Origin of the sequence: Endozoicomonas ascidiicola, from assembly GCF_001646945.1 — a bacterium.
Taxonomy (GTDB): Bacteria; Pseudomonadota; Gammaproteobacteria; order Pseudomonadales; family Endozoicomonadaceae; genus Endozoicomonas; species Endozoicomonas ascidiicola.
Window position 1 is genome coordinate 517,675 of record NZ_LUTV01000003.1, and the last position, 23,146, is coordinate 540,820.

The window sequence follows — 23,146 nt, forward strand, 5'->3', positions numbered from 1 at the left end:
CTAAGCGCAATCTATCCTTATTCGATAAGTTGATGGGTATCCTTGCTCTGGCATTTACATGGTGCTTGCTTGTTGGCCACTGGAGTTATGGAGATGAAAAACAGCTTCCTCTAAATAAACATGGGCGACATGCCAAAGCCCTTTTCAGACTGGGACTGGATATACTTCGCAGGGTTCTGAAAAATAGCTGTGCAAAAAGCGACCAAGTCAACTTTCAAATGCTCTTACATGTTTTGTCCCGTACATAGCCTGGCGAGATCAGGACACTACGACCGCTGGCATGATGAGAATTGCGCTCTCAAAAATTATTCCAAGGTTCTCGATTCGCGAGGGCTGGAACAGATATGGGCAAAAATATGAGTTCGATTTCGATAAACTGATCGACCAGTTAATTTGCGATAAGGGTAAAGCCGCATAACCAAAGGCTTTTAGACAAAAAAACCGAATATAAGCGAGCCTGAAAAAATAGTTCGTCGATGTTGGTTTTTTTGAAATTATGCAATCTGACCAAACTTCCGTTTTATGGGAAATCTAAAGTCGAGAGCAGAAAGATAACCACCTGAAATTTGGAACATATAATGTCGATGGTGCGGTTGGAAGGCTGCACTTTGCTCAGTTAAAGAAAGGTGATGTAACGGACATTTTGTTACCGCACCTGTTACTGACAGAGCGGAAGGCTGAGTTAGTTAAAGCGTTGGAGGCATCGATTGATCAGGGAGTTGATGTTTACAGTATTCAGGAGAGCAGGCTGTATAAAGATAGCAATGGGCAGACGCATAATTTGACCAGTGAGCTGGTGGAGGGTGTAATTAAAAGTGTTCAACAGTCTGTAATTTTGTGAATTTTCTATTTTTGATACCGAGTATTCATGCGGGGTAACAGCTGATGAAATTTGAATTTTCACCACATCGGGAACACTTTTAATTACACCCGCTGGTGGAGGTGTTTAAGAATAAAGGTTATGAAATTGTTCTTAAACCATACAATGAAACGGGTTATAACCCCAAAACACAAAAAGAAGATATGCGGATGTTTTACATCACGGCTTACAAATCAGAATCTCTGAACAAGTTTGATGAGCAAATGGTGTATTTCACTCAGTCGCCTTATAAGGACGCTTTTGATAATTATAAAAAAGAAGATGGCTCTGAAATGACCGTCGATGAAAAGAAAATATTTAATTATGGTGATGCATTTAGCCGAGGCTGTCTTCGAACCGGGTTTAGCACTCAAAATGGCAGTCTCTTATTTGTCTATAATCTTCACTCTCCGGTATTTGGTAAATCGAAAGAGGAATCAAGCAAAATTGTCACAAAAGATATTCAAAGGTTAAAAAAGGAGTGCCCGGACGCTCAGTTTATTATCAATGGTGACTTAAATAGCTTTGCTGAAAAAGGTGGTGATAAGCACATGGAGCCATTCAAAAAACTGATGACTTTCAGGGATGTCAGCTCACACCTTATCAGTACGGCAACAGGTAAGCCGGTTGCAGCGACATTCACTACAGCCAGCAACGATTTTGGCAGGTTCTCTGGTTACCCCGCTATTAAAGTGCTTGAGGGTAAAGTGTGTAAGGAATCTAACCCTGAGAAGAGATCCAAGCTGATTGGACAAATGATCAAATGTGCATATTTTCTTGCATTAATGGAGCATACAAGGGCTGAATCCCGTCAACGAACAACGGCTGAAAAAAAGGATATGAATGACGCTGCAGTGGCCATGGCGAAGTCACTAAGTTCGGTGAAAGATTTGATTAAAAACCGTCTGAAGCTATCCCCTGAAAAGGCGAACAAACTATTAGCTGAAAGTGGTTACAGTGTGTCAGGCCGAGCGATGGACCATGGTATTCTTATTGGCGATCGTTTGGAACAGGATGGTAAAGCTATTTCAAATCCTCATTTCACAGATGATGAGTATTGGAAGGAAAAAGACCTGACACCGCTTGAGTGGTTGGATTATGCCTTGGAAATGAATAAGGCTAGGAGCCTGTCGGACTTAGAACAACTTTTGAGTATAATACCCGCAAGATCGTAAAAGACAGCCAGCCAATGAACAAATGGACTTTCAGACCCATTGACCGAGACATCCCTGACTTTTTTCCTGCCACTGTTCAGGATTATCTGCCAGAGGTGCATCTTGCTCGCTTTGTTGTAGAGGTGGTTGAGCAGCTAGACCTCACACCTTTGATCAGCGCCTATAAAGGAAGGGGTTCTAAAGCCTGGCATCCATCCCTCATGCTGTCGTTATTGTTCTATGGATATGCAACAGGTGTCTTCTCCAGTCGCAAACTGGAGAAAGCAACTTATGACTCCATCGCCTTTCGATATATCTGCGCCAACGAGCATCCGGATCACGACAGTATCAAAACCTTTCGCCAGCGCTTCCGTAAAGAAATCAGTGAACTTTTTGTTCAGATATTGTTGATTGCGCAACAGGCAGAATGGTTGAAGCTGGGAACCATCAGCCTCGATGGAACCAAGATGAAGGCCAATGCCAGCAAACACAAGGCGCTCAGTTACAAGCACGCATGCAAGCTCGAAAAGCAGCTCAAGGCAGAAGTTGAAGAGCTCCTCAGGATGGCTGAAAAAGCAGATACTGAAAAATTGCCAGACGAATTATCCATTCCTGATGAGCTGAAACGCAGGGAAGATCGCCTCAAGGTGATTGCCGATGCCAAAGCTGAAATTGAGCGACGAGCTGAAGAACGTTATCAGCAAGAGCTGGCAGAATTCCAGGACAAAGTTGCCCGTCGTGATGCGATCAGAGATACGGGAAAAAAGCCACGGGGCAAAGAACCGAAAGCCCCAACGCCGGGTCCCAGGGACAAAGATCAAGTCAACCTGACAGATCCGGAGTCTCGCATAATGCCAACGTCTGCTAACGGTTTTGTTCAGGCATATAATACGCAGGCTGCAGTAGATAACGACAGTGGTCTTATTATTGAAAATCATATTACTCAGGCGACCAATAACAAACAACAGGTAGCGCCTGCCCTCGAAGAACTGGCCTCTCGTGCAGAGCAGATTGGCAAGCCCAGCGCGATTCTTGCCGACACGGGCTACTTCAGTCAGGGCAATGTGTCTGCTGTGGATAAGTTTGGAGCTATCCCTTACATTGCAGAAAAGAAGGATGCCCATAACAAACCTTTACTGGAGCGCTTTAAGCCCGATGAGCCGATGCCCGCAGGCGATGATGTTACCGCACTGGAGTTGATGCGTTGGCGATTGCAAACCAGGGAAGGACGGGCGGTGTATGCATTGAGAAAAAGCACCATTGAGCCAACGTTTGGGATACAGAAGGAAGTGATGGGATACCGTCAATTTCTGGTCCGTGGTCTTGAAGCAGTGTCTGCTGAATGGGATCTTCTGTGCATGGGTTTTAACCTGAAGCGGATGTTTACGCTGATGCTGAAAGATCTTCAGGAAAGTATCATTTTTATGCAGTTTATTGCAGCTTACAGGTTATTTGTCGCATGCATTTGGATATTTGGGCAAAAGAGACTGACGACATAAACAGCACTTCCAGACTGGATTCTGTGATTTTTGACTTTATTGCGGCCCATCTCCGGTTTTTACTTTCAAGTCCGACAGCCTCCTAGAAAACCCAATGGTGCCAGTGATCATCAATGAACTTATCTTTGGCGTGAAGATAAAAGGCCAGAAACTAAGTGAGCGAAGTGCCAGGGCGCAATAACGGCCTTAGAAGCTGTTCACAATCTTTCTCCTCGTTTTCGCTATTCGCAAAAGATCATGAACAGCTTCTTATGCAGGGCTCTTAATGAGCCCATTTTTTATCCATAGAACAACGTCGCCAATCCAAGAAAAGAAAAGAAGCCAACCACATCCGAAATAGTGGTGAGGATGATGGTTCCCGCTAAAGCCGGGTCAATATTCAAAGACTTGAGCAGGACGGGCAGAGTGGCGCCAGTAATCACCGCCACACTCAGATTGATGACCATGGCGCAGGCAATCACCAGAGAAATGATCGGATCATCAAACCAGAACCAGGCGATGGTTGCGACCAGCGTTGCCCATAACAGGCCATTCAGAAAGCCTGCTACTAACTCCCTGCTCAATAACCATTTCAAGTTAGTGGTGCTGATTTGTCCAAGCGCCATGCCCCTGATCACCAGCGTTAGTGCCTGACTTCCAGCATTGCCACCCATACCGGCAACAATCGGCATAAGAACAGCAAGAGCAACCACCTTGTCGATGGTTTCCTGAAACAGGCCAATAACGGAAGCGGCAATAAATGCCGTAATCAGGTTAACCCCCAGCCAAACGGCGCGGCGGCGTGCTGTTTTCAGTGCGGGAGCAAAGGTGTCTTCGTCATCATCCAGACCGGCCATGCTCATCATGGAATGTTCTGCTTCTTCCCGGATAACATCCACCACATCATCGATGGTGATACGCCCCAGCAGCTTGCCATTTTCATTAACCACGGGAGCAGAGATCAAATCCTGTCGCTCAAATAACTGGGCAACCTGAGTGTCGTCCATATCGGCGGGAATGGGCTCGAGATCGGTTAACATCACTTCCCGAACCGTAGCGCCCGGGTCGGTGGTCAGTAGCACCGTAAGCGGCAGGCGACCAATGTATTCACCACGGCGGTTGACCACTAACAGGTTGTCTGTGGTTTCAGGAATGCCTTCATGGCGGCGCAAGTAACGAAGAACAACATCCACCGTATTACTGGGCCGTACCGTAATGGTATCGGTATTCATCAAGCCACCGGCGGTGTCTTCCGGATAGGCCAGAACCACTTCAACCCGTTGGCGATCCATGGTGTTCATGGAGTCCAGCACTTGCCGGGTAATGGTGTCGGGCAGTTGTTGCAGAAGGTCGGCAATGTCATCTACGTCCTGACCTTCGGTGATGGCTTTCAGCTCCGCAATGTTCATGCGGTCCAAAAAGAACTGACGAACTTCTTCGCTCAACTCTTGCAGTACATCGCCTTCCTGCTCCCGGTCAATCAGGCGCCAGAGCAGGCTGCGCAACTTGGGAGGCGAGGATTCCAGCAGGTGAGCAGTATCGGCAGGCGGCAACATATTGAGCATATGGCGCAATTCGGAAGACACACCATGCTCAAGGGCATCATTGAGTTTGATCAGCTCGGCTTCACCGATGCTCAATTGCAGCTGTTGTGCCATGGACGTCTGCCCGGATAAAAAATGGTTGAATTTACAAGATATAGGAAGTGTATGTGAGTGAGCAAACTTGGCTCATTCATCTTCTCCGAAACGTTCATCGATCAGGTTGGACAATGCTTCAACCGCGGCTTCTTCATCATGACCATCACAATGGAGCTCCAGCTCTGAACCCTGACCGGCAGCCAGCATCATGATAGCCATAATGCTTTTGCCATCCACCTTCCGGCCATTAAAAACAACATCCACCTGGCAGGCAAAGGCCGCTGAAGTCGTGACGAATTTAGAGGCAGCCCTTGCATGTAATCCCAGTTTATTGATGATCTTTTTTCGATAGGTAATCATTATTTATGAAGTTCTCTGTGTCTGACCTGAATCCGCTCTAGTCTTCCGGTGAAATGCTCACCCAGCGTTTTACAAATATAGACCGAGCGGTGCTGTCCTCCAGTGCAACCAATCGCAATGGTCATATAACTGCGTTGGGCGGACTCAAAGCGAGGGAGCCACTTATCCACAAAGGTGGCAATATCGTCAACCATCTCGATGACCATCGGATCATCTTTCAGAAAATTGCCGACCGGCTCATCCAGCCCATTAAATTCACGTAGCGTTTCATCCCAGAATGGGTTAGGGAGACAGCGAACATCGAAAATATAATCCGCATCAGAAGGAATGCCGTTTTTGAAACCAAAGGATTGGAACAGTACTGTCATGGCGTTTTTACTGTCCGTACAGAACGTCTGTTTAATCAAATCGCGAATTTGATGAACAGAGAGTGGTGTGGTATCAATTTTCAGATCGGCGCTGACCAGCACCGGTTTCAGCAGCGATTGCTCCTGCTCGATCGCTTCCCTTAATGAAGTCTGATCATTGCTCAGAGGATGCTTTCTCCGAGTGGAACTGTAGCGGCTGACCAGCTTTTCGCTGTCGGTGTCCAGGTAGAGAACCTGGCAGTCAATTCCTTGATTTTTAAGTGTTTTAATGAGTTCTGGGAACGTGTTTAGCGCCCCTGGCAGATTGCGAATATCAATGCTGACCGCCATTTTGGGTGGTTCTTGGCTGTGGCTCTTCAAAGTGCCTGGCAGCTGGCTAAGCAGGCTGACGGGCAGATTATCAACACAGTAAAATCCCTCATCTTCAAGGGTGTTCAGCACAGAGCTTTTTCCGGAGCCTGATCGCCCGCTGATGATGATCAGTTTCATGATTTGTCCTTTATAGGATTTGGCAAATACCTAATATTCTACGTTTAATACTGGGATAGAGAAGTTATTTTTTTAAAAACGACGCTTCGGAAACTGAATGTAATAACCTCTTTAATCTTTTCTTCGTACTTTGTTAGGAATACTAACCGTTTGGTTAGGTATTTATTTAAGACCTTCGTATATCTTTCACTTCAACACATCATACAAGAACCGTATTTAAGGTGTTTTATTAATTGTTTGTCTCATAACCCATAGTTGAAGGAATATAAAATGACTCCAGTAAAATCCCCAGTAGTGCCAACAAATTTAGATTCGCTCCCACTTAACGATAAAAGCCTTGAAAGTCAGGAGACTTATGTAAAGGTTGCTAAACATAATAGTCGCGAAGTTAGATTGACTGCGAATAGCGCTCGCAATGAGGAGGTTAAGCGTAAATTAACATCAAAGCTGCCAGAAGTTGTTGTGGCCAAAGATCGCGTAATTGAGAGTGAAGAAAAATATATTAAAAGAAAGGCAGAAGCTGCTAAAAAAGCATTGGAAACAAAGACTTTTTTCCAAACAGTGAAAGAGGTAGCTAAGAAACTTACTGACAGGCTAGTTGCCGTTCTTAAGGTTGTTTACAAAAAAATAGGTTTAGAGTTTTGTGTTAACAAAGTTAGGGATTTAGTCGCTCCGAAGGTAGATTTATATCTTGCGCGTAGAGCTGCTGCTAACTCTGAGAGAGAAGCGAAGCTTCTTGAACCATTGAAAGCTAAGCTGGAAGCGCGAGGCTTAGCCGCGCCTATTATGGCAAAACTTTCAAGTTATCCTTGTGCTGGTAAAAATGCTTATGATGTCTCTGAAGCCAACATCAAATTGCTTGAAAAGGCTGAAAAGAGAGATCCTAAAGCGCTGGCAGCAATTGCTGACATTGAAGAAAAACGTGCCAAGATTGAAGAAGATAAGAGAAAGGTCTTCTATGAGCACAACTCTGATAATGCGCTTATTGCAAAAATAAAAAGTGAGCTTGGTGAAACAGAAGATGCAAAAAGTGCCATTGCTTATATTGAAAAAGGTATTGCTCTGGAAGAAAAACACGCCCGGGATAATGTGTACGCAGCCATAGATATTGCTAAGGCTGCTGCAGTGAAGCATCAAGCGGGTGGATTAGCCTATGAAATAATTGAAAATCCAGCTTCAGCTAAAATGCTCGCAGCTAGAGCAGCTCTTGATGAAATAAGGGCAGCTAGACACGCGGCTGATGATGAAAGAAGGGCAGCTAGACACGCGGCTGAGAATCTTAAATACTTTGTAAACTTGCCCGGGGCGCCCGGGGCGGACTGTGTCGATGAGATAAAGAAAGATGTTGAAACTGAAAAGCTAATGAATAGAGTTCTAAGCGAAATTGTAAAGCGTGGAGAAACTTCAAATCAATCAGCACCTTCTGTTTCAGTAGCTCAGCCAGTTGTACAGGAAGATAAACAGCTAGTTGAACTGCAGCAGCTAATAGTTGAACTGCAGCAGCTTGCAGAGGAAGTTGAACAGCTAGTTGGTGAATCCAGGTCGGTTGCATCAGATGCATCATCGATCAATTTGATTGATTTATCATAACGTCCAACAGCAGAAATATTCTTTTCTGATATAGGAGGGCGTCGCAAAAGCCCTGGTTCCCATGCTTTGCGTGGGAATCCATACTTCTAACCCATTGAAAATTAAAGCGTATGCATTCCCACGCGGAGCATGGGAACGAGGTTTCTGGAGTTTTGCGACAGCCTCATAGAAAGGGAATTAAAAGCTGGGGATTCTTTCCTATTTTCGATGTTATATGAACCATAGTGCATCTGATGCGACAGCCCTGTAGTTGAACCGCAGCAGCCAGTTGTACAGGAAGATGAACAGCTAGTGCAGCCAAGCGTTATAAGACATACATCCCCGTTTATCATGAGCGGAGCAAAGCACCACACTTCGACTCCGCTCAGTGCGAACGGTATGGGTATTAACGCTTCCCTGCACTAGTTGCACCGCAGCAGCCAGTTGTACAGGAAGATGAACAGCTAGTTGCACCGCAGCAGCCAGTTGTTGCTCCGGCTCCAGCCACAGGCTTACTGAAAAAGGATGAAGGTGTGATTCAAAGCATTCCGCTGATTGGAACTGCCTACAGATTTTTGACTGGAAGAGGCTAGTTAATCGTAGGTATAAAAAAAGCCACTCTTTGTAGTGGCTTTTTTTGTCTGAACAAAACCCAAAGACTTCCGTGTTAACCCTAATGATGAGTAATACAGTCGTACAGACTTTGAGCGTTTTCTGCTTGCCGCACGGATGCCATTAACCGATCGGAGTGAAATTGTTCTGCCAGTGCTTTCAGGATTTCCAAGTGCTCCTGATTTTCACCTTCTGGCACAATCAAGGCAAACACCAAGTCCACAGGTTTCTGGTCGACGGAATCGAAATCCACAGGTTCTGCCAGACGAATAAACAGGCCAACGGGCTCCGGGCATGCTTTACAACGACAATGCGGAATGGCAATGCCATTGCCCAGGCCTGTGGTGCCAAGACGCTCTCTGGAAATCAGAGCTTCAAATAAATCCTTGCCATTAATCTCGGACACCTCACTGCTGATGTGCTCGGCGATAAATTCCAGAATCTTCTTTTTACTGACCCCATGCACGCCATCAAAGGTTCGCGCGGGTGTGAGGATGCGATGAATAATCATGCTGCTATTTTATAGGTAAATCCGATAACCGGTAAACGGAGTCGTCAAAAATGTGGATGGTGCCAGTACGGGCTGTATACAACATATCTGACACCATTCTGACTGGACTGAATTGACTGACGCCGGGCTATCGACCTAAGGATTTTTCTTTGTGTTTAACCAGCTGTCGATCCAGCTTGTCCGAGAGTAGGTCAATGGCTGCGTACATGTCTTCGTGGTCTGCGGTGGCATTGACTTCAGCACCCGGGACATGGAGGGTAGCTTCTGCCTTCTGTACCAGCTTTTCGACGCTGAGAGTCACCTGTACATTGGTGATCTGATCAAAATGCGACGCAAGGCGTTCCAGTTTTTTGATCACGTAATCGTGCAGAGCTTCTGTTACCTCGACATGATGTCCACTGATGTTGACTTGCATGTGACGCTCTCCTGATCCCTAAATTATAACAATTCGGAAGTGTATAGCACTCTTGGAAATCCCATACAAAATAACTACTTGCAACTATACCAAAAGTCATCTATTGTGTATTTGGAATTGATTTGTGGCGTATACAGTTTGATTTTAGAGGAATTGGGATGCGTTGTATACCTAATCTCACGGGACTGCTGCGCCTGTAGCTATACCAAAAGTCATTCTATGGCGTAAAGAATAATAACGAGCGAGGGATACGGAAGCATGGCTATTACTGAGCAACTGGTAGAGGCGATTGAGAACTCTGAGGATTGGCAGGAGAGGTATCAGCGGCAGGTTCAGCTTGAGGAGAAGATGAGGACTGACGGGGTGGATCGGTTCTGGATGATCCATGAGAAGAACAGGACGTTTCAGCAGGAGTCGGGGACTCGTTCGGTGAAGCGACTGTTGAATGCTCATTTGCTTCCGATGGTGGAGGCGATTGATGCTTTTATGGCGGAGGCTCGTAGCGGGAAGGCCGGTAAGAAACATACGGCTGTCCGGTTTATGGAGAAGCTGGATGCTGAGGCTCTGGCATTGCTGACGGTTCGGACGGTGTTGGATGGGTTGAGTAGCCAGAAGAAACTGGTGGCGGTTGCCCGTGAGATTGCCCTGTTGATTCAGGATGAGATTTCCTATCGGACGTTTGCTGAGGTTGACCAGGTGAACCACAGTCATTTGGTGAAGCGGATCAAGGGAGATACCAAGCATAAGCAACGCTCCATTATGAAGCACAACATGAAGGGGCGGCAGATTGAGATTGAGCATTGGTCGGTGGGCGATGAACTGAAGGTGGGTTCCAAGCTGATTGATCTGTTGATTCAAAGCAGCGGGACTATTCGATTAGGAACGGTGCAGTACGGGGAGAAGAAACGGGAGAAGGTGTTACTGCCCACCGCGGAAGTGATGGAGTGGCTGAAGCAGGAGGATGCCCGTTGTTCGTTAATGTCTCCTACCTTTTTGCCTTGTGTGATCCCACCGAAACCCTGGACGACTCCTTATGATGGAGGTTACTGGACTGCAAGGGTACGCCGGTTGAAGTTGATGAAAGGTTTCTCGGTGACTAAAGAGTACCTGGAGGAACTGGCGGAGCATGATATTGATCCGATCTATGACGCCCTGAATGCAATGCAGAGCACACCGTGGGCAATCAATGGTCGGGTGTTGAACGTAGCGAGAGAGTTATGGCAATCCGGCAGTACCCTCAGTGGGATTCCTGAAGCGGATGATCGACCAGCACCGACCAAGCCTTCCTTTCTGGATCAGGATGATTATCCGAAAGAACTCTGGACGGACGCAGAGATGAAGGAGTTTAAGGAATGGAAGCGGGATGCTTCGGATATGCACTCCATGAATCTGAAGAACAAGTCGTTGCGGTTGCAGTTTGTGAAGGTACTCCACACAGCAGAACTGTTTGAGCAGGAGTCGGAGATTTTCTTCCCGCACCAGATGGATTTCCGTGGTCGGGTGTATGCAGTGCCGTTGTTTCTGAATCCACAGGGTTCTGATTTCTCCAAAGGGTTACTGACCTTTGCGGATAAAGTTGCCATTAAGGATGAGGAGGATGCTGACTGGCTGCGTATCCATGGAGCCAATGTGTATGGTGAGGATAAGTGTTCACTGGCGGAGCGTGTGCAGTGGGTGAAGGGTAACGAGATGACAATCCTTGCGGTGGCTGAAGATCCATTTAACCATCGCTTCTGGTGTGATGCGGACAAGCCATGGCAGTTTCTGGCTTTCTGTTTTGATTACGCTGCCTTTATGTTTCAAGGATTCGGTTATGAATCTTCTTTGCCTGTGCAGATGGACGGTTCCTGTAATGGCTTGCAGCACTTCTCAGCAATGCTCAGGGATGAGATTGGTGGACAGGCAGTGAACCTGTTACCTGGCGAGAAACCTTCTGATGTGTACGGCATTGTCGCTGAGAAGGTATTGGAACGGGTACGGCAGGACGCACTGTCTGATGACCAGGAGATTGCCGGTTATGCAAAGGGCTGGTTACAGCATGGGATTACCCGCAAGGTTGCCAAGCGTCCGGTAATGACACTCTCTTATGGAGCCACGGAGTTTGGCTTTAAGCAACAGATCTTTGATGACACGGTGAAACCTTATAAGGCCAAGGTGAAGCGGGAAGATTTTCCGTGGGACGGTTCTGGCTGGAAGGCTTCAGCGTATATGGGTGCCTTGATATGGGAGTGCACAGGTAAGGTGGTGATTGCTGCCCGTGGTGCGATGGAGTGGCTTCAGGGGGCTGCCCGTTCTGCATCGAAAGAGGAACTGCCGGTACGGTGGGAGACTCCTGACGGTTTACCCGTGGTGCAGAGTTACCCACAGATGGACACCAAACGATTCAACCTGACCTTTGGTGGTCGGCGTGTGGTGTTGTCGGCGGGTAAGCCTAAGAGTTCGCACTTGAATAAATCCAAACAGGCTTCAGGGATTGCACCGAACTGGGTTCACTCCATGGATGCATCTCATATGCGGCTGACGGTACTGGCCTGTTGGCAGCATGGGCTACGCTCGTTCTCTCTGGTACACGACAGTTATGGTACTCATGCGGGGAATGCCTGGATCATGGCGGAGTCGCTGCGGGAGGAGTTTATTAAGATCTATGACGTTGATGTGCTGGATAAGTTCAAGCGGGAGATTGAGTGGCAGTTGCCAGAAGGGAAAGAGCTACCGGCAGTCCCCGCTAAAGGGAATCTGGAACTGACTCAGGTTAGGGAGAGTGAGTATTTTTTTGCCTGATTCTATACCAAAAGGCATTGAATGACGTTTAAGGGGGAGTCCATTGTGGCTCCCTTTCTACTATCAGCCAGTGCATTGATACGCTTCAATAAACGCCTGTAAAGCTAGATATGTTTTATACCTGTGAAGGTCTTTCGGATTGTCTTTCAGATACTTGGTAACAACCCGTACATTCTGACCAAGTGTAATACCGTCAGGCCAACAGAGCTTAAACATGGAGTCTTTAATCTCACCTCCCATTTCTTGAGCGGCGACCACTAATTCTAAAGAAGACTGTACTCCCTGGATAAAACCTAAACACATGAATACCTGCTCAGGACTCCTGAAATCTCTGGTTTCTATTGCGTATTGAGCCTCAGTACACATCTTCAGTAACTCGTTTCCATCGTTATTACCGTTAGCACGTGTGAGCGTCGGAATACATAGGGTAAAAAGAACCAGTATCAACCCACGGACACACTTATTGTTATTCATCCCGCTTTCCCTGATTTAGTTATTGACTCCATTGAAAGAGATTACAACACATTATTGGTACAGGTACACGTCAGTTTAATTACGACACACTATTGGAAGAACTCTAAGACAATCCAAAAGACAAACTATAAGAGTTTCTATAAGTCTTTCTATAAGAGTTTCTTTAAGTTTTATCTCTATCTTTATTATCTATTAATAATCATTAATAAAGAAATAACTATAGGTAACTCTTTAAGAGATCTTGTGGATGATCTTGTGGATAGTCTTCTAGTTTCTCTCCTGATGTGTCGGTGAATAAAACGATTACAACACACTATTGGAATAACCATTCCTTTCTCCCTTCCCATTAATCGCAATTCAGAAAAAGAAAAACACACATGGATACTCACGACAGGACTATTCAGGAAGATCCTTATGATCTTGAACTGGCGATTGTCTATTGGCAGAACGATCAACCGTTGCCAGTGGATATTGCTTCCCGACTTTTAGCTCATGGATATGACGTAGAGAAGCTGGAAGAAAAATACAGGCCGTAACTGGCGGCTTGTTTTTATTTGAATGAAACGCCAATCACGGAGAGAACTCTTACATGGCACAGAAGAAAAAGCGTAACCCACGTTATGTCAGTGATATTGGTATTGCTGTCTACCCATATCTGCTTGAACCAGATGAATACAAAGGCAAGCTGGACTACAAGACCAAACTGAAGCTGGACACTGATGCTCAGGTCAAGAATGCCAAAGGTGAGTCATTAGGTTCAATGGCAGAGTTTCTGGATAAGGCGGCGGATGCTTCTTACGAGAAATTCAAAGAAAAGTTTAAGGGAAAGCTCAACTCGAAAGGGAAACCGATTAAAGTTGAACGGGCTGATCCTTATTACTTCGATGACACAGGAGCAATGATTTGTTCCTTCAAACTGGCAGCACACGTTGAGCCGGAAAATGGTAAACCTTTCACTCAGTCTCCTGCAATTTTTGATTCAAAGGGTAAGCCGTTTGATGGAGACAAGCTGTGGGGTGGTTCCAAACTCCGTATCTCTTTTGAAGTAATCCCTTACCACATTATGTCGTCCGGCGATGCCTCTGTCAGTCTCCGTATGAAGGCTGTTCAGGTACTTGAACTGAATCAGGGCGGTAATCAACAGGCGGACTCGTTCGGTTTCGGTGAAGAAGAAGGTTATGAATCTTCAGGTGCTTCGGCAGAGGAAGAAGGTTTTGGTTCTGAGGAAGGTGAAAGCTCAGACGAGCCTTTTGAAACCACTGATGAGAACGGCGACTTCTAACCAGTAATGCCTAAGTTTAATCCAGGGTTGCTTCATGGCTACCGTTCAGGACTTGAAGAACAGGTAGCGAAGCAACTCAAGGATGCGGGTATTGATGCAGGATATGAAACGGAGAAGGTGGGTTATTTAAAACCTGCCCGACTCTCAAAGTATACGCCGGACTTCATGCTTCCCAATGGCATTGTGATTGAAACCAAAGGCCGCTTTCTAACGGCTGACCGGCAAAAGCATATCCTTATCAAACAGCAGCACCCTGACCTCGACATTCGGTTTGTCTTTAGTAATTCCAGAGGACGAATCTCAAAGAACTCCAAGACGACTTACGCCTTATGGTGTGAGAAACATGGATTCCAATACAGCGACAAATGGATTCCTGAAGCATGGCTCAAGGAGGCACCACAACCAACTCGCTTTGATGCGTTGAAAGCAGCGAGTCCTGATAACAAGAACAAATAACCATGAGAAACATTGACCATATTATTGTCCACTGTTCGGCAACTCCGGCGACGATGGACGTAGATTCAGTGACCATTGATCGCTGGCATCGTGAACGCAAGTGGCTTGGTAACGGCTACCACTATGTTATCAAACGCAACGGACAGGTGGAGTCTGAAGCCACGGGGCAGAAGTGCCGACCACTGGACAGGCCTGGCGCACATGTGGGGGATTGCGGCAGAGGCTGGAATAAACGATCCATCGGGATCTGTCTGGTGGGCGGTACGGATGCAGAAGGCAAGACCGAGAGAAACTTCACGCCGGAACAAATGGAAAGCCTGAAGTCTCTGTTGGAGCATCTTAACGATTGCTTCCCGAACTGTTTGATTATGGGGCATCGGGATCTGATTGAATTAACGGATGCAGCTAATAAGAAAGATTGTCCTGCCTTTGATGTGAAAGAGTGGCTGGAAGAAGTGGGTCTGTAATTAATTACAACACACTATTGGAGTAATCCAATCAGCAGTGACAGGCGAGTAATTACTTTTGATCTGGCAAATCAATTAACGCAGCAGTTAGCCATTCCACGCACACAACTCTAACCCGTCTTTTCGTTTTGAATGGATGGGTTTCTTTTTAATAGAACTCGATAGCGGAGATAAAGAGTTATGAAACCATACATGAAAAACCTGACACCACAATGTTACGTCATTCTGAATCACCTAAAGAAAGGCCGGACATTAACCCAACGCTCGGCACTGATGGACTTCGGTGTGATGGCATTGCCACGTCGTATCTCGGATCTGAAAGAAGCGGGTTATACCGTTCATTCCGTGATGGAGAAGAACACTCTGACCGGACAGCGTTACGCACGTTATTCATTGACCAAGTAACAGGGAGTCCCATGGCTAAACACACAACAGTCGTCGTGGTTCATAAGACCAAGACCAATAAGAAAGGCCAGACGTTTCTCACCACGGCCAAGCCGGAAGTTCGTCGGGTGGTAGCAACCTATGACGATGGACGGGTGAAGGATCATACCGGTGAGGTGTGGTCAGTGAAAAACAATACGGAAGGACGGGCTACCTATATCACGGTGGCCTGATCTTTTAGTTAATCAAACAACCACAGCGAGAATAAACCATGTTTAACAAAAGCCTGAAGCAAATCCTTTCCAGCTTTGAGAAAACCATTACGGAGCTGGATACCTTGATTACCCGCAACTCAGAAAAAGTGGATGTGAACTCTGCGGTTATCCGTGATCGTCAGTCTGAGAACAGCCGGTTAATTGTGCAATCACACCAAGCCAGAAGTGTCTCCGACAAACTTCGTGATCTGATCGGGGAAGCCTGATGAGCGAGTGGGTTGAAACCCATGTTGCTTGTCCTATGTGCGGTTCTTCGGATGCCGCTTCGATCAACGACAGGGGATGGTTGAAGTGTTTCTCCTGTGGTAAGAGCCAACCGGCGGAGGGCTATGAGCAGCCTGAAGGGAGTCAGCAGAAGATGACAGACAGTAAAGCAAAAGGGCTGGTTCCTTTCGGTGAATACTCAGGACTGACCAAGCGGAAACTCTCAGAAGAAACCTGCCGTAAGTTCGGGTACTTCGTTGGGCGTTTCAAGAACCAGATGGTTCAGGTGGCTCCCTATCGGAATCACGATGGACAGGTATGCGCTCAGAAGATCCGTTCTGCCAATAAGAAGTTCTGCACTGCCGGTGAGTTCAAGCAGCTTCAGTTATTCGGGCAGCACTTGTGGAAAGACTCAGGGAAGATGCTGGTGATTACTGAAGGTGAGATTGATGCCATGTCAGTGTCACAGATTCAGGGTAACAAGTGGCCTGTGGTGTCTATCCCCAGTGGAGCTCCAGGTGCGAGCCAGTCTATCAAACAGAACCTTGAGTGGGTCTTAGGGTTTGAAGAAGTGATCCTGATGTTTGACATGGACGATCCTGGTATTGAAGCGGCACAGAAAGTTGCTGAGTTATTCCCTCCTGGTAAATGCAAGATCGCTTCCCTGCCTCTGAAAGATGCGAATGAAATGCTGGCAGCAGGGCGGGGTAAGGAAGTGATCTCGGCGATATGGGATGCCAAGTCGTACCGACCTGATGGAATCGTTGAGATTGATGAGATTCTTGATGAGATCGAAAAGCCAATTGAGTGGGGGCTGAAGTGGTTCCTGCCGACTCTCCATAACCTGACTTACGGTAGACGCTACGGTGAACTCTATGCCTTCGGTGCAGGGACGGGCTGTGGTAAGACGGACATTATCACTCAGCAAATTGCCTATGACGTAAAGACATTAGGTGAGCAGGTGGGGGTGATCTTCCTTGAGTCCAAACCTGTTGAAGTCGGGAAGCGTATCGCCGGTAAAGTGGATGGTAAACGCTACCACGTGCCAGACGCACAATGGGATAAGACGCAGCTTAAAGCTACCTTGCAAAGCCTGAAGGGTAAGGTGGTGTTCTACGACAACTGGGGTGATACCGAGTGGGACGTAGTGAAAAAGAAGATCCGCTTTATGGCGGTATCCAGAGGGATCAAGTTGATCTACCTCGATCACTTAACCGCAATGGCAGATACCTCCAACGAAAAAGAATCCATTGAACAGATGATGAAGGAAATGGCGGGGCTGGCTAATGAGCTAGGCATCATCATTCATTTTGTCAGTCACTTATCCACGCCCGAAGGCAAGAGCCATGAGGAAGGTGGGCGGGTAATGATTAAGCACTTCAAGGGTTCAAGAAGTATTGGCTTCTGGTCTTACTATATGTTCGGCATTGAGCGTAACACTCAGGCGGAAGATACCAGTGACCGACACACCACGACCTTCAGGGTTCTCAAGGATCGTTATACCGGACAGGCGACGGGTAACACGATCAGTCTCCATTATGACGAAGCGACAGGTTTGATCTCTGAAGATCAGCCGGAGGACTTTGGGTTTGCTAACGGTGGGACTGAAGAAGAAACCAATACGGATTTTTAGCACGTCTTTAACTATCCACTTCGGCATAGCTAACCGTTAGGGAAAACACCAACAACAATAATGAAAGTACTCGTAGCCTGTGAGTACAGCGGGAGAGTACGTGATGCCTTTACCAAAAGAGGCCATGACGCTCTTAGCTGTGACTTACTGGACACGGACTCACCTGGGAAACATTACACAGGTGACGTATTTGATCTACTGAACGAACCCTGGGATCTGATTATTGCCCACCCTCCCTGCACTGCTTTAACCGTTGCCGGTAATCGTACCTACGGAGAGGGTAAGGCGAAGTACCCGCAACGGCTGGAAGCTTGTGAATGGACAGAGCAATTCTGGAATAAGTGCAAAGAAGTATCACCGAGAGTCTGCTTTGAGAATCCGGTGGGTGTACTTCCAAGACTAACCTCCATGCCTAAACCTTCCTACGTTCAGCCTTATCAGTTTGGTCATCCTGAACAGAAAAAGACCGGACTGTTTCTCCATAACCTACCTCCCCTTGAACCCACGGATAACGTCTATGAATACATGATGACATTGCCCAAGAGAGAGAGAGAGAGGATCCACTACCTGCCACCTTCACCGGATCGCTGGAAGATCCGCAGTATCACCTTTCAGGGCATCGCTGACGCTATGGCGGATCAGTGGGGTTCCCTCGGCTGAAGTAAACCACTGCATCGTTATTCGTTAGGGAAAACAAAAATGCAATACCTTGTCTTTGATATAGAAACCAACGGTCTGTTGGATCAGTTGGATACCGTTCACAGTCTGGTGATGAAGAACCATGAAGGTGATGTGTTCAGTTGTCACCGTGAAGCGTACCGCACCATTGATGATGGTGTGCAAATACTGGACGGTTCAAAGGAAAAACAGATTGTTCTGATTGGGCATAACATTATCAACTTTGATGTACCGGCTATTCAGAAAGTCTACCCGCAGTTCTCCATTAACCCTGACTATATCATTGACACATTAGTTGTCTCCCGACTGATGTACCCAAACCTTGCGGATCGGGATTCCGGTTTAATCAAGGCTGGAAAACTCCCACCCAAACTTCGGGGATCTCATGGGTTGGAGGCGTGGGGTTATCGCCTCAATCTCCATAAGGGTGACTACAAGAAAGAGATGGAAGCTCAGGGGATTGATCCGTGGGCGCAGTGGAACCCTCAGATGCAGTCTTACTGTGAGAATGATGTGGAGGTGAATGACCTTCTCTGGAAGAAGTTTCAAAGCCTGAAGATTCCACCAAGAGCCTTGGAGTTGGAAACCTGGTTCGCCTATATCATTACCCGACAGGAACGCTTCGGATATGCCTTCCATCGAAAGAAGGCGGTGGCCTTGTATCAGACGCTCTACCTTCGTCGGGAAGAAATCGACAAGGAACTGGTGAAGGTGTTCAAGCCTCGCTATGTGAATGGCGGGTTGTTCACGCCCAAGAAGGACAGCAGTCGTTACGGTTATACAGAGGGAGTTTCCTTCTGCAAGGTGAAGCTGCAAGAGTTCAATCCAAGCAGTCGCCAACAGATCGGGGACAGGTTGATTAAGGAGTTCGGCTGGAAACCCAAGGTGATGACCAATGGTGGTCAGCCACAGATTGATGAAACCATTCTCAGCAGACTCCCTTACCCGAACTGTAAGTTACTGGCGGAACGGTTTCTGGTGGAGAAGCGTATCGGACAACTGGCGGAAGGTCAGAATGCGTGGCTGAAGCTGGAAAAGAATGGTCGTATTCATGGGCGGGTGAATACCCTGGGGGCTGTGACCGGACGGTGTACGCACAGTAAGCCGAATGTGGCTCAGGTGCCTGGTGTTTATTCACCTTATGGAAAAGAAAGCCGTGAGTTATTCCATGTACCGGACGGATTCAAACAAGTCGGGGCTGATGCTTCGGGTCTGGAACTCCGTTGTCTTGCACATTATATGGCGAGGTATGACGGAGGGGCTTACGCCAGGATCATTCTTGAGGGTGATATTCATACCGTCAACATGGAAGCGGCGGGACTCGCTGAAAGGAATCAGGCCAAGACGTTTATCTATGCATTTCTCTACGGGGCGGGTGATGAAAAGATTGGTTCCATTGTTGGGAAAGGTGCAGCCACCGGTAAGAAACTGAAAGCCTCCTTTCTGAATAAGACTCCTGCCCTTAAACGACTTCGTGAAGACGTATTGGCTGCGGTGAAACAGAAGAAATCCCTAAGAGGTATCGACGGGAGAACCCTCCATGTTCGTTCTGAACACTCTGCTTTGAATGTCTTGCTGCAATCTGCCGGTGCGCTGCTGGTGAAACAGGCGACCGTTAATCTCTATCAGGAACTGACTCGACGTGGGTTTGAGTGGGGTACTGACTGGGGAATGATGGTTCATTGTCACGATGAATGGGGTCTGCAAGTTCGGGAAGGTCTGGAACAGGAAGTTGCTGAAGTATCTGTATGGGCTTTTCAGGAAGCAGGTAGACAGTTCGAGTGGCGTTGTCCGTTGGATGGTGAGGCAAAGATTGGAATGAATTGGAGTGAAACACATTAAAGGACTCATAAGGAATGCCAAGAAAAGCTCTGAGGTTTGAAACCACAGAGGAAGGGTGTTTTGTTTGTACCTCCCATAAAACTAATCCAGATGGTTACTTCAGAAAGAACTTCAACGGTGTTTCAAAAATGTTTCATAGAGTTATGTGGAAACATCATCACGGCGAAATACCAGAAGGGATGGAAATAGATCATCTTTGTAAAAACAGGGCTTGTTGTAATGTTAAGCATTTAAGAGTTCTTGAAAGATCCTATCACAAAGTAATTACCAATCAGACTCGTTACCTTGAGAGATTTCAGAAGGCTAAACAATATTGGCAGGATAATAAACCGACTGGTGTTGAATTAGGTCGCTTATTTGGAGTCACTCATAGTTGTGGTTCTTATTGGATCAGGCAATGGAAATCTGAATTGAATTAATTACAACACACTATTGGATAATCAAAAGGACAATACCAATGGGAAATCACCAGAAGAAAAGAATCGCTGCACAGTTTCATAATGCTCAATATGAAAAGCGTAAGCGATGGAAACAGTCTGGATTAAAGCGTTTACTGGATTGGCTGCAATTACGGGTGATGCACAACTTCACCGATTCCACGCTGTATATTCGCAATGCTGTCTAAACAGACGGTGATTGTCCTGCAACGCTGTTATTTAAAACCGTTCACATTGCAATCGCAATATGCCAGAGACAATAGTCGGGAAGTTGCCGAGTTATCCAGCCGTGGATTAATTACCACACAGGTTTCCACTGAGGAATATGGAAAGGTGTGGCGGGTTAATGCGGCTGGTAAAGCGTTATTGGAATTGAGTGTTTAATTAAAATGAAAACTACAGCACTGATCGACGGTGATATTTTCGCCTATGAAATAGCAGCCTCCGCAGAAGAACCGATCCATTGGGGTGATGGACTCTGGACACTTCACTCTTTTGAAGAACCTGCCATTGCCAAACTGGATGCACGTATGGCGGAACTTCAATCACTCACTAACGCTGATGAGTTAATCGTTACCCTCACCGGTACGGATAACTGGCGGTATGACGTATTGCCTACCTATAAGTCTAATCGTGTGGGGCAACGTAAACCGATGCTCCTGCGTACTCTGAAAGAACACCTTGCGAAACACTACAAGACCTTCGTGAAGAAGAATCTTGAAGCTGACGATGTGTTGGGGATTCTGTCTACCTGGGATGGACTCAAAGGTGAGAAGGTGATTGTCACCAAAGACAAGGATCTCAAGACCATTCCTGGGAAGATCTTCCTGAGTCATAAGCCGGAACTGGGCGTGATGGAAGTTAGCGAAGCAGAAGCGGATCTCTTTCATTTAACTCAGGCATTGGCGGGAGATATTACCGATGGTTACGCCGGTTGTCCTGGGATTGGGATGGATACTGCCAGTGATCTGTTGGGTTCTCTGACGGGGTTTGAGTGTTATGAACATACTTTTAAGTCCGGCAAGCGGAAAGGTGAGACAGAGACAAGGTGGCGCAAGATTCCAATGGAGAGTCATTGGGAAGTGATTGTGTCTTGCTATAAGAAGCAGGGACTTGGTGAAGAAGAAGCCAAGGCTCAGGCGAATGTGGCTCGGATACTTCGGGCAGATGAGTATGACTTTAAGACAGGGGAAGTGAAGTTATGGATGAACTGATCGAAGTTGAATGCTTTATCTGTGACAAACAGCGAGAGTGTCAGGAAGCCATTATAGCGGTATCGAGTGATTCTATGGTGATTCGTATTAAACGTCCTGTCTGTTCGGCTTGTATTGAAAAACACTCAGAGTCGTCTGATGAGCCAACGTGAAAGATTCCTTAAAGAGAAACTTCAGTCTGCTTTGTTTTCTTTAGAACAGGCGAGTGTTTCTCTGAAGGATGCCGGTTATTCAAAACTGGCGGAGGATCTGGAAGTTACTTCCCATAAAATCAAAACACAGCTTAATCATTTACACCATATCGAAACAGGGAAAGAGTGATGAGTAAGAAATCAGCAAAAGAAATTCTGACTGAGACTGTTAATAATCTGGAAGGAATTCAGGAACAATTAAAAGTCATTAAGGAAATGTCAGTGGGGGAAGTGATGAAGCAAGAGGGAGATGAAACGGCTTACGCTCTTGTTGAAATCAAAATGGCGAAGAAGTTTCTTGATACCATTATCTCTGATTGGAACGGTGACTAATGGATAACGTCACTCACCCTAATCATTACGCCGGACAAGCAGACCCACTATTAATCAAAGTCCGTGGAATATTCGTTACCGACTGCGACTCAGTGAATATCGAATGTATTCAGGCCATGGTGAATCAAATGGATTCAGTTGATGAAATTCGTGGGTATCTCCGTGGAAATGCTTTTAAATATCAGTGGCGGTATCGCAATAAGAATGGGCTGGAAGATCTGAAGAAAGCCAAGGTGTATTTGAATTGGCAGATTGATTTGGAAAAGGCTGTGAGTGATTACTGTCAGCTATCTTCGGTTATTGGAACTTAATCTCCATATTTATTGGAACTATATCTCTGTTTATGGGTCTACCATTTATGAGGTGAAAAGGAGTTTCCAATAATGATTGGCCTGTTTTTAGTGATATGTCTCTTGGTGAGTCCTGTATCTTTGTATAAGGTTGCAAGGGGCTTTAAGAAAGAAAGTTTCACTAATCAGCTATTGAGCCTTTGGTTCTTATCCTATCCTGTGGTTTTTTTAGCCACACTACTTAACAGACCAGTATCCACTCCTGTAGAGATTTATATCTCGATAGGTTTACCTTGCTGGCTGTTATGTAGTTTGGTTTTATCCTCGGCAAAGGGTGTCTAATAATCTACGCTAGCGTCAAAGGGATCATGCCTGTCTACGTATGCTTGAGTATTATCCAAATGGGCTTGATCTTTAATAGGAGTACATGCCTTACCTCCCCATAACTGTTTTGAGTGAAGGTTTTTCAACTCAGGAAATTCTTTTCTCAACAACCTTGAGGTGGTTCCGAATATCTTTTGACCTATGTCAGATGGAGAGTGGTCTGACTGTATGAGTAAGTGTATATGATTAACAGCAGCGGTCACTGCTAGTACAGTAGCACCAATTTCTTTTGATTTTTCCGTCAGAATTTCCTCTGCTCTTTCCCGTATATCCTTCTCAAATACTGATTTTCGATATTTAGTTGCAGCAGTGAAGTGATAACAGTTGTTGAATGGGGCGTAATCAAATCTCGTAAACATTATTTCC

Annotated in this window: 28 protein-coding genes and 2 pseudogenes; 23 read left to right on the forward strand and 7 right to left on the reverse strand. The window is 46.3% G+C overall.

All coding sequences use genetic code 11. The features are described 5' to 3' along the window. The 3 genes and pseudogenes from AKL11_RS25905 to AKL11_RS09750 form a co-directional block, all read left to right on the forward strand. Positions 1–248, forward strand: a pseudogene (locus AKL11_RS25905) (IS4 family transposase); the annotation flags it as partial. Between the two features lie 904 nt (positions 249–1,152). Continuing rightward, positions 1,153–2,034 (forward strand): hypothetical protein, encoded by an 882-nt coding sequence (locus AKL11_RS09745; RefSeq protein ID WP_216636782.1) that lies wholly within the window; start codon positions 1,153–1,155, stop codon positions 2,032–2,034. 14 nt (positions 2,035–2,048) lie between these two features. Beyond that, positions 2,049–3,404, forward strand: a pseudogene (locus AKL11_RS09750) (IS1182 family transposase); the annotation flags it as partial. Positions 3,405–3,790: 386 nt separating this feature from the next. On the opposite strand, the gene mgtE reads toward AKL11_RS09750, so the two are convergent. The 3 genes from mgtE to rapZ all read right to left on the reverse strand — a co-directional run bounded on the left by mgtE (position 3,791) and on the right by rapZ (position 6,348). Beyond that, positions 3,791–5,149, reverse strand: a complete 1,359-nt coding sequence (gene mgtE, locus AKL11_RS09755) for a magnesium transporter (RefSeq protein ID WP_067516842.1) — start codon at positions 5,147–5,149, stop codon at positions 3,791–3,793. Positions 5,150–5,221: 72 nt separating this feature from the next. Continuing rightward, on the reverse strand, positions 5,222–5,491 hold the full coding sequence (locus AKL11_RS09760; protein WP_067516844.1) for an HPr family phosphocarrier protein: 270 nt from the start codon (positions 5,489–5,491) through the stop codon (positions 5,222–5,224). Next, positions 5,491–6,348 (reverse strand): RNase adapter RapZ, encoded by an 858-nt coding sequence (rapZ, locus tag AKL11_RS09765; protein ID WP_067516846.1) that lies wholly within the window; start codon positions 6,346–6,348, stop codon positions 5,491–5,493. The genes AKL11_RS09760 and rapZ overlap by 1 nt, the downstream gene beginning before the upstream one ends. A gap of 270 nt (positions 6,349–6,618) precedes the next feature. Here rapZ and AKL11_RS09770 point away from each other — a divergent pair, with 270 nt between their 5' ends. Then, on the forward strand, positions 6,619–7,938 hold the full coding sequence (locus AKL11_RS09770) for a hypothetical protein (protein WP_067516848.1): 1,320 nt from the start codon (positions 6,619–6,621) through the stop codon (positions 7,936–7,938). 652 nt (positions 7,939–8,590) lie between these two features. On the opposite strand, the gene AKL11_RS09775 is transcribed toward AKL11_RS09770, so the two are convergent. Together AKL11_RS09775 and hpf are read right to left on the reverse strand one after the other, a co-directional pair. Then, on the reverse strand, positions 8,591–9,040 hold the full coding sequence (locus tag AKL11_RS09775) for a PTS sugar transporter subunit IIA (RefSeq protein WP_067516850.1): 450 nt from the start codon (positions 9,038–9,040) through the stop codon (positions 8,591–8,593). Positions 9,041–9,167: 127 nt separating this feature from the next. Continuing rightward, a complete protein-coding gene (gene hpf, locus AKL11_RS09780; RefSeq protein WP_067516852.1) occupies positions 9,168–9,455 on the reverse strand; it encodes a ribosome hibernation-promoting factor, HPF/YfiA family in 288 nt (95 codons plus the stop codon). 258 nt (positions 9,456–9,713) lie between these two features. Between hpf and AKL11_RS09785 the strand changes: the two genes are divergently transcribed. Next, complete coding sequence (locus AKL11_RS09785; protein ID WP_067516854.1) at positions 9,714–12,236, forward strand: DNA-directed RNA polymerase; 2,523 nt, start codon at positions 9,714–9,716, stop codon at positions 12,234–12,236. A 63-nt stretch (positions 12,237–12,299) separates the two neighbouring features. On the opposite strand, the gene AKL11_RS09790 is transcribed toward AKL11_RS09785, so the two are convergent. After that, a complete protein-coding gene (locus AKL11_RS09790; RefSeq protein WP_067516856.1) occupies positions 12,300–12,710 on the reverse strand; it encodes a Rap1a/Tai family immunity protein in 411 nt (136 codons plus the stop codon). Positions 12,711–13,087: 377 nt separating this feature from the next. On the opposite strand from AKL11_RS09790, the gene AKL11_RS25630 reads away from it, so the two are divergent. The 18 genes from AKL11_RS25630 to AKL11_RS09865 all read left to right on the forward strand — a co-directional run bounded on the left by AKL11_RS25630 (position 13,088) and on the right by AKL11_RS09865 (position 22,417). Further along, a complete protein-coding gene (locus tag AKL11_RS25630; RefSeq protein WP_172807263.1) occupies positions 13,088–13,246 on the forward strand; it encodes a hypothetical protein in 159 nt (52 codons plus the stop codon). 53 nt (positions 13,247–13,299) lie between these two features. Next, on the forward strand, positions 13,300–13,992 hold the full coding sequence (locus tag AKL11_RS09795; RefSeq protein ID WP_067516858.1) for a hypothetical protein: 693 nt from the start codon (positions 13,300–13,302) through the stop codon (positions 13,990–13,992). 6 nt (positions 13,993–13,998) lie between these two features. Continuing rightward, on the forward strand, positions 13,999–14,448 hold the full coding sequence (locus tag AKL11_RS09800; RefSeq protein ID WP_067516860.1) for an endodeoxyribonuclease: 450 nt from the start codon (positions 13,999–14,001) through the stop codon (positions 14,446–14,448). A 2-nt stretch (positions 14,449–14,450) separates the two neighbouring features. Then, on the forward strand, positions 14,451–14,915 hold the full coding sequence (locus tag AKL11_RS09805) for an N-acetylmuramoyl-L-alanine amidase (RefSeq protein WP_067516862.1): 465 nt from the start codon (positions 14,451–14,453) through the stop codon (positions 14,913–14,915). 180 nt (positions 14,916–15,095) lie between these two features. Further along, on the forward strand, positions 15,096–15,320 hold the full coding sequence (locus AKL11_RS09810) for a helix-turn-helix domain-containing protein (protein WP_095210291.1): 225 nt from the start codon (positions 15,096–15,098) through the stop codon (positions 15,318–15,320). 11 nt (positions 15,321–15,331) lie between these two features. Then, entirely contained in the window at positions 15,332–15,532 is a 201-nt protein-coding gene (locus AKL11_RS09815; RefSeq protein WP_067516866.1) for a hypothetical protein, read from the forward strand. 38 nt (positions 15,533–15,570) lie between these two features. Further along, on the forward strand, positions 15,571–15,780 hold the full coding sequence (locus tag AKL11_RS09820) for a hypothetical protein (protein ID WP_067516868.1): 210 nt from the start codon (positions 15,571–15,573) through the stop codon (positions 15,778–15,780). Then, the gene (locus AKL11_RS09825; protein WP_067516870.1) at positions 15,780–17,411 is read left to right on the forward strand and encodes a DnaB-like helicase C-terminal domain-containing protein; all 1,632 of its coding nucleotides are present in this window, start codon (positions 15,780–15,782) and stop codon (positions 17,409–17,411) included. Before AKL11_RS09820 ends, AKL11_RS09825 begins: the two co-directional genes overlap by 1 nt. 60 nt (positions 17,412–17,471) lie before the next feature. Beyond that, a complete protein-coding gene (locus tag AKL11_RS09830; RefSeq protein WP_067516872.1) occupies positions 17,472–18,071 on the forward strand; it encodes a hypothetical protein in 600 nt (199 codons plus the stop codon). Positions 18,072–18,110: 39 nt separating this feature from the next. Further along, positions 18,111–19,931 carry a DNA polymerase gene (locus AKL11_RS09835; RefSeq protein ID WP_067516874.1) on the forward strand — a complete coding sequence of 607 codons (1,821 nt, stop codon included), beginning with the start codon at positions 18,111–18,113 and terminating at the stop codon, positions 19,929–19,931. A 14-nt stretch (positions 19,932–19,945) separates the two neighbouring features. Further along, complete coding sequence (locus tag AKL11_RS09840) at positions 19,946–20,350, forward strand: HNH endonuclease signature motif containing protein (RefSeq protein ID WP_067516876.1); 405 nt, start codon at positions 19,946–19,948, stop codon at positions 20,348–20,350. Positions 20,351–20,388: 38 nt separating this feature from the next. After that, entirely contained in the window at positions 20,389–20,556 is a 168-nt protein-coding gene (locus AKL11_RS25110) for a hypothetical protein (protein ID WP_157673493.1), read from the forward strand. After that, entirely contained in the window at positions 20,546–20,752 is a 207-nt protein-coding gene (locus AKL11_RS09845; RefSeq protein WP_067516879.1) for a hypothetical protein, read from the forward strand. Before AKL11_RS25110 ends, AKL11_RS09845 begins: the two co-directional genes overlap by 11 nt. A 5-nt stretch (positions 20,753–20,757) precedes the next feature. After that, positions 20,758–21,582, forward strand: coding sequence for an exonuclease (locus tag AKL11_RS09850; protein ID WP_067516881.1), 825 nt, complete (start codon positions 20,758–20,760; stop codon positions 21,580–21,582). Next, entirely contained in the window at positions 21,570–21,734 is a 165-nt protein-coding gene (locus AKL11_RS25115) for a hypothetical protein (RefSeq protein ID WP_157673494.1), read from the forward strand. The genes AKL11_RS09850 and AKL11_RS25115 overlap by 13 nt, the downstream gene beginning before the upstream one ends. Next, positions 21,721–21,903, forward strand: a complete 183-nt coding sequence (locus AKL11_RS09855) for a hypothetical protein (RefSeq protein ID WP_067516883.1) — start codon at positions 21,721–21,723, stop codon at positions 21,901–21,903. Before AKL11_RS25115 ends, AKL11_RS09855 begins: the two co-directional genes overlap by 14 nt. Beyond that, positions 21,903–22,106 (forward strand): hypothetical protein, encoded by a 204-nt coding sequence (locus tag AKL11_RS09860; protein WP_067516884.1) that lies wholly within the window; start codon positions 21,903–21,905, stop codon positions 22,104–22,106. Before AKL11_RS09855 ends, AKL11_RS09860 begins: the two co-directional genes overlap by 1 nt. Beyond that, the gene (locus AKL11_RS09865) at positions 22,106–22,417 is read left to right on the forward strand and encodes a DUF3310 domain-containing protein (RefSeq protein ID WP_095210292.1); all 312 of its coding nucleotides are present in this window, start codon (positions 22,106–22,108) and stop codon (positions 22,415–22,417) included. Before AKL11_RS09860 ends, AKL11_RS09865 begins: the two co-directional genes overlap by 1 nt. A gap of 317 nt (positions 22,418–22,734) precedes the next feature. On the opposite strand, the gene tnpA is transcribed toward AKL11_RS09865, so the two are convergent. Further along, positions 22,735–23,139 (reverse strand): IS200/IS605 family transposase, encoded by a 405-nt coding sequence (gene tnpA, locus AKL11_RS09870; RefSeq protein WP_067516887.1) that lies wholly within the window; start codon positions 23,137–23,139, stop codon positions 22,735–22,737. Positions 23,140–23,146: the final 7 nt, after the last annotated feature.

Bases quoted from the DNA above. Each gene is read 5' to 3' on its own strand.
- AKL11_RS09790 (WP_067516856.1), bottom strand. From the start codon at position 12,710: ATGAATAACAATAAGTGTGTCCGTGGGTTGATACTGGTTCTTTTTACC.
- AKL11_RS09760 (WP_067516844.1), bottom strand. From the start codon at position 5,491: ATGATTACCTATCGAAAAAAGATCATCAATAAACTGGGATTACATGCA.
- AKL11_RS09775 (WP_067516850.1), bottom strand. From the start codon at position 9,040: ATGATTATTCATCGCATCCTCACACCCGCGCGAACCTTTGATGGCGTG.
- AKL11_RS09810 (WP_095210291.1), top strand. From the start codon at position 15,096: ATGAAACCATACATGAAAAACCTGACACCACAATGTTACGTCATTCTG.
- tnpA (WP_067516887.1), bottom strand. From the start codon at position 23,139: ATGTTTACGAGATTTGATTACGCCCCATTCAACAACTGTTATCACTTC.
- rapZ (WP_067516846.1), bottom strand. From the start codon at position 6,348: ATGAAACTGATCATCATCAGCGGGCGATCAGGCTCCGGAAAAAGCTCT.
- AKL11_RS09800 (WP_067516860.1), top strand. From the start codon at position 13,999: ATGCCTAAGTTTAATCCAGGGTTGCTTCATGGCTACCGTTCAGGACTT.
- AKL11_RS09855 (WP_067516883.1), top strand. From the start codon at position 21,721: ATGAGCCAACGTGAAAGATTCCTTAAAGAGAAACTTCAGTCTGCTTTG.
- AKL11_RS09850 (WP_067516881.1), top strand. From the start codon at position 20,758: ATGAAAACTACAGCACTGATCGACGGTGATATTTTCGCCTATGAAATA.
- AKL11_RS09830 (WP_067516872.1), top strand. From the start codon at position 17,472: ATGAAAGTACTCGTAGCCTGTGAGTACAGCGGGAGAGTACGTGATGCC.
- AKL11_RS09820 (WP_067516868.1), top strand. From the start codon at position 15,571: ATGTTTAACAAAAGCCTGAAGCAAATCCTTTCCAGCTTTGAGAAAACC.
- AKL11_RS09805 (WP_067516862.1), top strand. From the start codon at position 14,451: ATGAGAAACATTGACCATATTATTGTCCACTGTTCGGCAACTCCGGCG.
- AKL11_RS09815 (WP_067516866.1), top strand. From the start codon at position 15,332: ATGGCTAAACACACAACAGTCGTCGTGGTTCATAAGACCAAGACCAAT.
- AKL11_RS25630 (WP_172807263.1), top strand. From the start codon at position 13,088: ATGGATACTCACGACAGGACTATTCAGGAAGATCCTTATGATCTTGAA.
- AKL11_RS25115 (WP_157673494.1), top strand. From the start codon at position 21,570: ATGGATGAACTGATCGAAGTTGAATGCTTTATCTGTGACAAACAGCGA.
- AKL11_RS09825 (WP_067516870.1), top strand. From the start codon at position 15,780: ATGAGCGAGTGGGTTGAAACCCATGTTGCTTGTCCTATGTGCGGTTCT.
- AKL11_RS09840 (WP_067516876.1), top strand. From the start codon at position 19,946: ATGCCAAGAAAAGCTCTGAGGTTTGAAACCACAGAGGAAGGGTGTTTT.
- AKL11_RS25110 (WP_157673493.1), top strand. From the start codon at position 20,389: ATGGGAAATCACCAGAAGAAAAGAATCGCTGCACAGTTTCATAATGCT.
- AKL11_RS09835 (WP_067516874.1), top strand. From the start codon at position 18,111: ATGCAATACCTTGTCTTTGATATAGAAACCAACGGTCTGTTGGATCAG.
- AKL11_RS09845 (WP_067516879.1), top strand. From the start codon at position 20,546: ATGCTGTCTAAACAGACGGTGATTGTCCTGCAACGCTGTTATTTAAAA.
- AKL11_RS09795 (WP_067516858.1), top strand. From the start codon at position 13,300: ATGGCACAGAAGAAAAAGCGTAACCCACGTTATGTCAGTGATATTGGT.
- AKL11_RS09785 (WP_067516854.1), top strand. From the start codon at position 9,714: ATGGCTATTACTGAGCAACTGGTAGAGGCGATTGAGAACTCTGAGGAT.
- AKL11_RS09865 (WP_095210292.1), top strand. From the start codon at position 22,106: ATGGATAACGTCACTCACCCTAATCATTACGCCGGACAAGCAGACCCA.
- AKL11_RS09745 (WP_216636782.1), top strand. From the start codon at position 1,153: ATGACCGTCGATGAAAAGAAAATATTTAATTATGGTGATGCATTTAGC.
- AKL11_RS09770 (WP_067516848.1), top strand. From the start codon at position 6,619: ATGACTCCAGTAAAATCCCCAGTAGTGCCAACAAATTTAGATTCGCTC.
- mgtE (WP_067516842.1), bottom strand. From the start codon at position 5,149: ATGGCACAACAGCTGCAATTGAGCATCGGTGAAGCCGAGCTGATCAAA.
- AKL11_RS09860 (WP_067516884.1), top strand. From the start codon at position 21,903: ATGAGTAAGAAATCAGCAAAAGAAATTCTGACTGAGACTGTTAATAAT.
- hpf (WP_067516852.1), bottom strand. From the start codon at position 9,455: ATGCAAGTCAACATCAGTGGACATCATGTCGAGGTAACAGAAGCTCTG.